Source organism: Streptomyces sp. NPDC058637, assembly GCF_042717325.1.
GTDB lineage: Bacteria > Actinomycetota > Actinomycetes > Streptomycetales > Streptomycetaceae > Streptomyces.
Window position 1 is genome coordinate 1 of the sequence record NZ_JBHXRD010000065.1, and the last position, 8,966, is coordinate 8,966.

An 8,966-nucleotide genomic window follows, 5' to 3' on the forward strand; every position below is an offset into this window, starting at 1 on the left:
CCGCTACCCCGAATTCGGGGTAGCGGCCCTCGCCGGCATCACGTCGTCGAACCGGCCGCGCCGCGCACCTTCGCGCGCGACGGGGCCCGCCGCCTAGAGGTCGAAGTACAGCTCGAACTCGTGCGGGTGCGGGCGCAGCTGGATCGGGGCGATCTCGTGGGTGCGCTTGTAGTCGATCCACGTCTCGATCAGGTCGGGCGTGAAGACGCCGCCGGCCTGGAGGTAGTCGTGGTCCGCCTCAAGGGCTTCGAGGACCGCCGGGAGCGAGGTCGGGACCTGCTGGACGCTCGCGTGCTCCTCGGGGGCCAGCTCGTAGAGGTCCTTGTCGATCGGCTCCGGGGGCTCGATCTTGTTCTTGACGCCGTCCAGGCCGGCCATCAGCAGGGCCGAGAACGCCAGGTACGGGTTCGAGGACGGGTCCGGGGCGCGGAACTCGACGCGCTTCGCCTTCGGGTTGGAACCCGTGATCGGGATACGCATCGCGGCGGAGCGGTTGCGCTGCGAGTACACCATGTTGACCGGGGCCTCGAAGCCGGGGACCAGACGGTGGTAGGAGTTCACCGTCGGGTTGGTGAAGGCCAGCAGCGACGGGGCGTGCTTCAGGATGCCGCCGATGTAGTAGCGGGCCATGTCCGACAGGCCGGCGTAACCCTGCTCGTCGTAGAAGAGCGGCGTGCCGCCCTGCCACAGCGACTGGTGCACGTGCATGCCCGAGCCGTTGTCACCGAAGATCGGCTTCGGCATGAAGGTCGCGGTCTTGCCGTTGCGCCAGGCGACGTTCTTCACGATGTACTTGAAGAGCATCAGGTCGTCGGCCGCGGCGAGCAGCGTGTTGAACTTGTAGTTGATCTCGGCCTGGCCGGCGGTGCCGACCTCGTGGTGCTGGCGCTCGACCTGGAGGCCGTTCTTGTCCAGCTCCAGGGAGATCTCGGCACGCAGGTCGGCGAAGTGGTCGACCGGCGGGGTCGGGAAGTAGCCGCCCTTGTAGCGGACCTTGTAACCCCGGTTGTTCTCGGTCGCACCGGTGTTCCAGGCGCCGGCCTCGGAGTCGATGTGGTAGAAGCTCTCGTTCGCCGACGTCTGGAAGCGGACGTTGTCGAAGACGTAGAACTCGGCCTCGGGACCGAAGTACGCGGTGTCGGCGACACCGGTCGAGGCGAGGTACGCCTCCGCCTTCTTGGCCACGTTCCGCGGGTCACGGCTGTACTGCTCACCGGTGATCGGGTCGTGGATGAAGAAGTTGACGTTCACCGTCTTGTCGCGGCGGAACGGGTCGACACGGGCCGTGGACAGGTCCGCGCGGAGCGCCATGTCCGACTCGTGGATGGCCTGGAAGCCGCGGATCGACGAGCCGTCGAAAGCCAGTTCCTCGGCCGGGTCGAAGGACCCTGCGGGGATGGTGAAGTGCTGCATCACACCCGGCAGGTCGCAGAACCGGACGTCGATGAACTTGACGTCGTTGTCGGCGATGTACTTCTGGACTTCGTCGGCGTTCTGGAACATCCAACTCCTCCTACTCCCGACCCGGGAAAGGGCGGGGTTGCAACTCGTTGTGCGGCCAGTGCGGTGGCACACGCTGGACCCGACCATAGGCAGGCAGGATTTCTCCAGCATGACCCATTTGTTTCGCCCAAGTTAACCGGGCCGGGGGGTGGCGTCACCTCAGCGACGTGTTCAGTGCCCCGCCCGGCCGGTCCCAAACACGGGCGCAGTACCGTGGACGGGTGGACAACAGGCAAGCAATCGGATCGTGGCTCTCGGGGCCGCGCGCGGCGGCCGAGGAGATGGGCGCCGACTTCGGTTACCGGGGCGAACGCCTCGGTCTGCCCCGGGAAGGCCCGGGGTCCGTGGCCCCGCTCGGCCGGCGCTTCGGGGCACTCTTCATCGACTGGGCCGTGTGCATGCTGATCGCATACGGGCTGCTCGCTCGCGGTGACCAGCAGGCGGCCGGGAACTGGGCGCTCGGCGTCTTTCTCGTCTTGAGCCTGCTCACGGTCGGAACCATCGGTTCCACGCCGGGCAAGCGGATCCTGGGCCTGCGGGTCGTCTCCGAGGACGGCGCACGGCTCGGCGCGGGACGGGTGATCGTCCGGACCGTGCTCCTCCTCCTGGTGATCCCGGCCCTGGTCTGGGACCGCGACAGCCGCGGCCTGCACGACCGGCTGGCCCGCGCCGTCCAGGTGCGTATCTGAGGACACGGGCACGCGGAGCGGGAGACGGAAGCACGGAGCGCACACAGGACAAGAGGGCGGCCCCGGACGAATACGTCCGGGGCCGCCCTCTTCGTACGTGCTGCGTCAGCGCATCTTCCCGCCGCGCGGCATCCGCATGCCCTTCGGCATCGGGCCCTTCGGCAGCGGCATGTTGCTCATCAGGTCACCCATCGCCCGCAGCCGGTCGTTGGCCGCCGTGACCTGCGGGCCGGTCAGGACCCGCGGAAGCTTCAGCATCTTGGTGCGCACCTTCTTCAGCGGCACCTGGCCCTCGCCGTCTCCGACGATGATGTCGTGCACCGGCACGTCCAGCACGATGCGGGCCATCTTCCTCTTCTCGGCCGCCAGCAGGCCCTTCACCCTGTTCGGGTTGCCCTCGGCGACCAGCACGATGCCCGCCTTGCCGACGGCCCGGTGGACGACGTCCTGGCTGCGGTTCATCGCGACCGCCGGAGTCGTGGTCCAGCCACGGCCGACACGGTCCAGCACGGCCGCCGCGGCGCCGGGCTGTCCCTCCATCTGCCCGAAGGCCGCACGCTCGGCGCGCCGTCCGAAGATGATCGCCATTGCGAGGAGGGCCAGTACGAAGCCCAGGATGCCCGCGTAGACCGGGTGGTCGATCAAGAAGCCGATCGCGAGGAGGACGCCGAAGGTGACGATTCCCACACCCGCGACGACAAGACCGACCTTCGGGTCGGACCGCCTGGTCATCTTGTAGGTCAGGGCGATCTGCTTGAGCCGCCCTGCGTTCTCGGCGCTGTCCGCGCCCTCGGTGTTTGCCTTCCTCGCCATGTACTGAAGTTTACGTGGCCCCGGAGTGACCTAGGAACGCTGGTCGGCCACAGCCCTCAGCACGTGCTCGGCCTCGACCCGGTCCTTGGCCCTGCGACGGTCCTCCAGGACCGCCGTCCAGGCGTTCCGGCGGGCGGTGCGCTGGCCGCCGCTCAGCAGCAGTGACTCGACGGCGCGGAGTGCGGTGGTGACGGACGGGATGGCGTTGGCTCGTACCGGCGCGGCATGCACGGTGGTCGTTCCCCCTCGGAGCGGATGCGCGCACCGGGTGCGCACTGAGTGGCGGGAAGCAGTGACGGCAGCGGCCGCGTGTACCGCCGCTGCGTGTGTACCTAGGGTCACTGCTCGGTGTTACCAGCGCATGACCGGTCGGTCAAACACCAATGAAACCCTGATTTCGGCGCCGCGCACGCCGACGCGGCCCATACGGGCCCCCGACCTGCGGGGAGCGTAGGGCCGCGTCGTCGCGGCGTTTACCGTTCAGTAGCTGCTTGTGCTCGGATTCACACGGCGCCGGAGGCTGCCGTGGCTCCCGTGACCGATGCACCCCGGCGGTCCATCGCCTGCTGGAAGAGGCGGCCGGCGCGGTACGAGGAACGCACCAGCGGCCCCGACATGACGCCGGAGTAACCGATCGCGTCGGCCTCGTCCTTCAGCTCCACGAACTCGTGCGGCTTCACCCATCGCTCGACCGGGTGGTGCCGCGGGGTGGGCCGCAGGTACTGCGTGATCGTGATGAGCTCGCAACCCGCGTCGTACAGGTCCTGGAGCGCCTCGCTGACTTCCTCACGGGTCTCGCCCATGCCGAGGATCAGATTGGACTTGGTCACCAGACCGGCCTCACGGGCCCGGGTGATGACCTCCAGGGAACGCTCGTAACGGAATGCGGGACGGATCCGCTTGAAGATCCGCGGGACCGTCTCGACGTTGTGCGCGAGCACCTCGGGGCGCGAGGAGAAGACCTCGGCGAGCTGCTCGGGGACCGCGTTGAAGTCGGGGATCAGCAGCTCCACCTTGGTGGCGCCGGTCGCCCGCTCCGCGGTCTGCGCGTGGATCTGGCGCACGGTCTCCGCGTACAGCCAGGCGCCGCCGTCCTCCAGGTCGTCGCGTGCGACGCCGGTGATCGTGGCGTAGTTGAGGTCCATGGTGACGACGGACTCGCCCACGCGGCGGGGCTCGTCGCGGTCGAGGGCCGCGGGCTTGCCCGTGTCGATCTGACAGAAGTCGCAGCGCCGGGTGCACTGGTCACCGCCGATGAGGAAGGTGGCCTCGCGGTCCTCCCAGCATTCGTAGATGTTCGGGCAGCCGGCCTCCTGGCACACGGTGTGCAGACCCTCGCTCTTCACGAGCTTCTGCATCTTCGTGTACTCGGGGCCCATCTTCGCCCGGGTCTTGATCCACTCGGGCTTGCGCTCGATGGGGGTCTGGCTGTTTCGGACCTCCAGGCGCAGCATCTTGCGCCCGTCGGGTGCGACACCGGACACTCCGGCACCCCTTTGCTTTCGCTGCATTGGATTCTTCGGCGAACACCAGGGTACGCCCGTGGTTAGAACGGCCTTACGTCTGCCCAACCTGTGGCCGACAGGCCCTATTCCCGCGCGGTTCTCAGGCGGTGGCCACGGTCGCGGGGGCCTCCACGGCGCGGGGCGCGAGCTCCGCGTTCTCCAGGACGTCCCTGAGGTGCTTCTCGGCGACCGGGAGCACCTCCGCGATCGTGAGGTCGCGGCCCAGCTCGTACGCGAGCGAGGTGACGCCCGCGTCGCGGATGCCGCACGGCACGATCCTGTCGAACCAGGTGTTGTCCGGGTTCACGTTCAGCGCGAAGCCGTGCATGGTCACACCCTTGGCGACCCGGATGCCGATCGCGGCCAGCTTGCGGTCCTCGCGGCGCTGGCCGGCGTTGGACGGCGCGTACTCGGGGCCGTTCAGGCGGGGGTCGAACTCCTCGTCGCGCAGCCGCGGATCGAAGTCCAGCGACAGCCCGCCGAGCGCGGGGCGGTCCTCGACCGGGTCGCCGAGGACCCAGACACCGCTGCGGCCCTCGACCCGGGAGGTCTCCACGCCGAAGTCGGCGGCCGTGCGGATCAGCGCGTCCTCCAGCCGGCGCACATGGGCGACGACGTCGACCGGACGCGGCAGCTTCTGGATGGGGTAGCCGACGAGCTGGCCCGGACCGTGCCAGGTGATCTTCCCGCCGCGGTCGACATCGACGACCGGGGTGCCGTCCAGCGGGCGCTCGCCGTCGGTCGTGCGGCGCCCCGCCGTGTAGACGGGCGGGTGCTCGAGGAGCAGACAGGTGTCGGGGACCGAGTCCTCGAACCGGGCGGCGTGCACCTCGCGCTGCTTCTGCCAGGCCTCCTGGTAGTCGACCGCTTCCTCGCCGAATCCCAGACGGACGAACCGCAGCTCACTCACTCCGGGTGCCTCCCTACTCGCGGTGGCGGGGGGCCGGGGGGTGTCCCCGGAGCCACGCCACCATGCACTGATGTGCGCCCTCAGCCACTGTACGACCGTTCCGCGCGCCGACGTCCGGCAGGTCGAGACCGGCCGTCCCCTGTCAGCGATGTCCACAATTCTCACACGATCGGATGAATGTGGAGCGAACGTCGTCGATGCGGCAGCCGGGCCAGCTAAATTCGCGCCGTTCCATAAGGGCTGCCCTCCGGGCCCCGAAGGCAGGAGACCCTAGAGCTGATGTCGGAACGACCTCCGCAGCGCACCCCCAACCGGCGGCTCGCTGCGCTCATCGCGGAAGCCGGATTCTCCCATGCGGGACTGGCCCGCAGGGTGGATCAGCTGGGCCTCGAACACGGCCTCGACCTGCGGTACGACAAGACGTCGGTGACCCGCTGGCTGCGCGGTCAGCAGCCGCGGGGCACCACACCCGCCCTGATCGCCGAGGTCTTCACCCGGCGGCTGGGGCGGCGGCTCTCGGCGCAGGACCTGGGCCTGGACGCGTGCGCGCCCGTCTACGCGGGCCTGGAGTTCGCGGCGACACCCACCGAGGCCGTCGACATCGTCAGCGGGCTGTGGCGGAAGGACTCGGGCAGCCACGCGGAGCTGCGGAAGATCGCGTTCACCCCGGCCGGACTGGTCGTTCCCAGCCGGGACTGGCTGATCGGGCGCGCCGACGAGTGGGTCGGCCGCGGCGAACCCGCGCCGGTGACCGGAGCACCCGGCCTGCCGGCCCCGCGGCCCCCCGCCGAGGCCCACCACGGCCCGCGGACGGCGAACGGGCCGCACACCGCCAACGGCTCCGGCAAGCCCCACGGCCCCACGGGCTCGCCGGGAGCGGGTGCCCACGGGGCGGGGACGCACGGAGCGGGTGCCCACGGGGCGGGGACGCACGGAGCGGGTGCCCACGGGGCGGGGACGCACGGAGCGGGTGCCCACGGAGCGGGGACGCACGGCGCCGGGGCCCACGGTGCGGGCATCCACGGCGCCGGAGCACACGGGACGACCGTGCACGGGCCGGGCCTCCACGGTGGCCGGCCCGGCACCCGCGGCCCCGGATCCTCCCGTCCGCCCGGCCCCGCGGCACCGCCCCCGGGCGTCCCGCGCCAGCGGCAGACCGACCGGGGTCCCGGCCAGCGGGTCGGCAGCGGCGACGTCGCCGCCCTGCGCTCGGTCGGCGAGCTCTTCCGCACTCTGGACAACGCGTACGGCGGCGGCCACGCCCGGCAGGCCCTCGTCCGGTACCTGGAGCACGAGGCCGAGCCCATGCTCCGCGGGAGCTACGGCGAGACGATCGGCCGACGGCTCTTCTCGGCGGTCGCCGACCTGACCCGGCTGGCGGGCTGGACCTCGTACGACATCGCGGCACACGGCCTCGCCCAGCGCTACTTCGTCCAGGCGCTGCGGCTCGCCCAGGCCGCCGGGGACCGGGCGTACGGCTCGTTCGTCCTGATCACGATGAGCCGGCAGGCGGTCTACCTGGGGCACGGCAGGGAAGCCGTCCAGCTGGCCCGCGTCGCCCAGCAGGGCATCGGCTCCTCCGCGCCGTCCGTCGTCATGGCGATGCTGCACGCGGTCGAGGCACGCGGACACGGCGTGCTCGGCGAGACCAGGGCCTGCGTCGCCGCCCTCGTACGGGCCGAACGCTCCCTGCAGGCCGCCCGGACCGGCGACGACGTGCCGCAGTGGGCCCGCTACTTCGACGAGGCGCAGCTGGCCGACGAATTCGGTCACTGCTACCGCGATCTCCAGCAGTACCGGGTGTGCGCCCAGCACGCCGAGCGGTCCCTCCAACTGCGCGCTCCGGCGTACGCCCGCAGCAGGCTGTTCTGCCGGGTGGTGCTGGCCTCCGCCCGGCTCGGCCTCGGCGAGCTGGACCAGGCCTGCCTGCTGGGCGCCGAGGCGGCCCAGCAGGCTTCGGAGATGCGGTCGGTGCGCGCGACGGAGTACGTACGGGACTTCGAGCGCCGCCTGGAGCCCTACCGGGACGCGGTCGCCGTACGCGGGTACCGCGACCGGGTCGCCGCGCTGGGCTGACCGCCGGCCGGCCCGGGCGTCACGCGGCGGCGGGCAGCACCGCCCCGCCCTCCGGCTCCCTCCGCACCCCCAGGTCCGTGAGGATCGCCGAGGCCGCACGCCGCCCGGAGTGCAGGGCACCCTGGACCGTGCTCGTGTCCCGGTGGTCGCCGCACACGTACAGGCCTGCGAGCACCCGGACCGGCCGGCGCAGATCGTGCGGGGGCGGCATCGCGGGCACGGCCTCCGGGTCGTGACGGGCCGCCAGCAGCTCCCAGTCATGGGTGGGCATGCCGTACAGCGTTGCGAGATGGGCGCGGACCGTGCGGTCGAGGTCCTGCGGCGGGGGGCCGAGCACCGTGGAGGTGATCAGCGTCCGCCCTTCCGGCGCCCGCGAGGGGTCGACCTCGCTCATCACGGCGGTGTGCGCGACCGGACCCGACCGGTCCGCGTCCAGCAGCAGGCTCGTCCCGGTCGACGGCGCCACCGGGGCCGTGTGGTGCAGCACCGTCACCGGGTGGAACACCGGCGTCCGCAGCCCGGGCAGCAGCTCCGCGGCGGCCCCCGCCCCGGTGGCCAGCAGCAGGGACCGGCAGCCCAGCTCGCCGTGTTCCTTGGTTCGTACCGAGGTGATGTCGGCGGCCGTGACGTGCACCCCGGTCCGTACGGTGCCGGGCGGCAGCGCCGCCGCCAGCAGGTCGGGCAGCGTCGAGGAACCCCCGGCGGGTACGCAGAGCCGGCCGCGCGCGTAACTGCGCAGCGTGAGGTCGGCGCAGCGGCTCGACGTCGTGAGGTCCGGATCGCTCAACAGCGCGGAGAGCAGCGGGCGCAAAAAGGTGTTGACCGTACGCGGCGGGATCCCGCGCGCCGACAGGGCCGAGAGCGCCGGCCGGTCGGGACGGGCCATGATCCGGGCCGCCGGAGTGGTGGCCAGGCGGGCCAGCCACGCGCCCAGCCTTGCCTGTTCGATCGCTCCGCCCAGGGGCGCCCGGGGGGCGCTCGACCGGGAGCGCACCGCCCGGAGCGCGCCCCTCGCGCTCCGTATGTCCCCGGCGCGGAACCGGCGGCCCTCGCTGTGCACCAGTACCCCCGGCGCGAAGTCCCGCAGCACCAGCCCTTCGAGACCGGGTGTCGTACGGAGCTCCGGGTACGCGGAGCTGAGCAACGGGCCCAGATGGTCGAGCCGGAACCCGTCCGTCCCATGGGTGGCCATCCTGCCGCCGACCTGCGCGGCGGCCTCCAGGACGGTGACGCTCACTCCTGCGCTGATCAGATGATGGGCCGCTGAAAGGCCGGCTGTCCCGGCCCCGATGATGACCACATCCGCGTGCTGTGCCGTGTCTGCCGTGAGCACGTGCCCCTCCCCGCGTCGGCTCGACTGGTGGGGAGGTATTGCCCCCAACAGGGCCCCGGAATGCCGGAGTTCGGGTCGAGGCTAGGTGGATGGCCGATGCAGGTACAGTCGTGCGACCCCGGGCACCGGTGCACGGG

8 protein-coding genes are annotated in these 8,966 nt (G+C 71.3%); 2 read left to right on the forward strand and 6 right to left on the reverse strand.

Annotated elements, in window-relative coordinates; all coding sequences use genetic code 11:
- Window positions 1-93: 93 nt before the first annotated feature.
- Complete coding sequence (gene glnA, locus ACFWVP_RS34645; protein WP_384502132.1) at window positions 94-1,503, reverse strand: type I glutamate--ammonia ligase; 1,410 nt, start codon at window positions 1,501-1,503, stop codon at window positions 94-96.
- A 221-nt stretch (window positions 1,504-1,724) separates the two neighbouring features.
- Between glnA and ACFWVP_RS34650 the strand changes: the two genes are divergently transcribed.
- Window positions 1,725-2,192 (forward strand): RDD family protein, encoded by a 468-nt coding sequence (locus ACFWVP_RS34650; RefSeq protein ID WP_384502133.1) that lies wholly within the window; start codon window positions 1,725-1,727, stop codon window positions 2,190-2,192.
- 105 nt (window positions 2,193-2,297) lie between these two features.
- On the opposite strand, the gene ACFWVP_RS34655 is transcribed toward ACFWVP_RS34650, so the two are convergent.
- The 4 genes from ACFWVP_RS34655 to lipB form a co-directional block, all read right to left on the reverse strand.
- A complete protein-coding gene (locus ACFWVP_RS34655) occupies window positions 2,298-3,005 on the reverse strand; it encodes a DUF4191 domain-containing protein (protein ID WP_384502135.1) in 708 nt (235 codons plus the stop codon).
- Window positions 3,006-3,035: 30 nt separating this feature from the next.
- On the reverse strand, window positions 3,036-3,236 hold the full coding sequence (locus ACFWVP_RS34660) for a hypothetical protein (RefSeq protein WP_384502136.1): 201 nt from the start codon (window positions 3,234-3,236) through the stop codon (window positions 3,036-3,038).
- A gap of 272 nt (window positions 3,237-3,508) precedes the next feature.
- On the reverse strand, window positions 3,509-4,489 hold the full coding sequence (lipA, locus tag ACFWVP_RS34665) for a lipoyl synthase (RefSeq protein WP_384502137.1): 981 nt from the start codon (window positions 4,487-4,489) through the stop codon (window positions 3,509-3,511).
- 121 nt (window positions 4,490-4,610) lie between these two features.
- Window positions 4,611-5,420, reverse strand: coding sequence for a lipoyl(octanoyl) transferase LipB (gene lipB, locus ACFWVP_RS34670; RefSeq protein ID WP_384502138.1), 810 nt, complete (start codon window positions 5,418-5,420; stop codon window positions 4,611-4,613).
- A 279-nt stretch (window positions 5,421-5,699) separates the two neighbouring features.
- On the opposite strand from lipB, the gene ACFWVP_RS34675 reads away from it, so the two are divergent.
- Window positions 5,700-7,496: a regulator gene (locus ACFWVP_RS34675; protein WP_384502139.1), complete on the forward strand. Its 1,797-nt coding sequence runs from the start codon at window positions 5,700-5,702 to the stop codon at window positions 7,494-7,496.
- A 19-nt stretch (window positions 7,497-7,515) separates the two neighbouring features.
- Here ACFWVP_RS34675 and ACFWVP_RS34680 read toward each other — a convergent pair whose 3' ends face one another.
- Entirely contained in the window at window positions 7,516-8,829 is a 1,314-nt protein-coding gene (locus ACFWVP_RS34680; RefSeq protein ID WP_384502141.1) for an NAD(P)/FAD-dependent oxidoreductase, read from the reverse strand.
- Window positions 8,830-8,966: the final 137 nt, after the last annotated feature.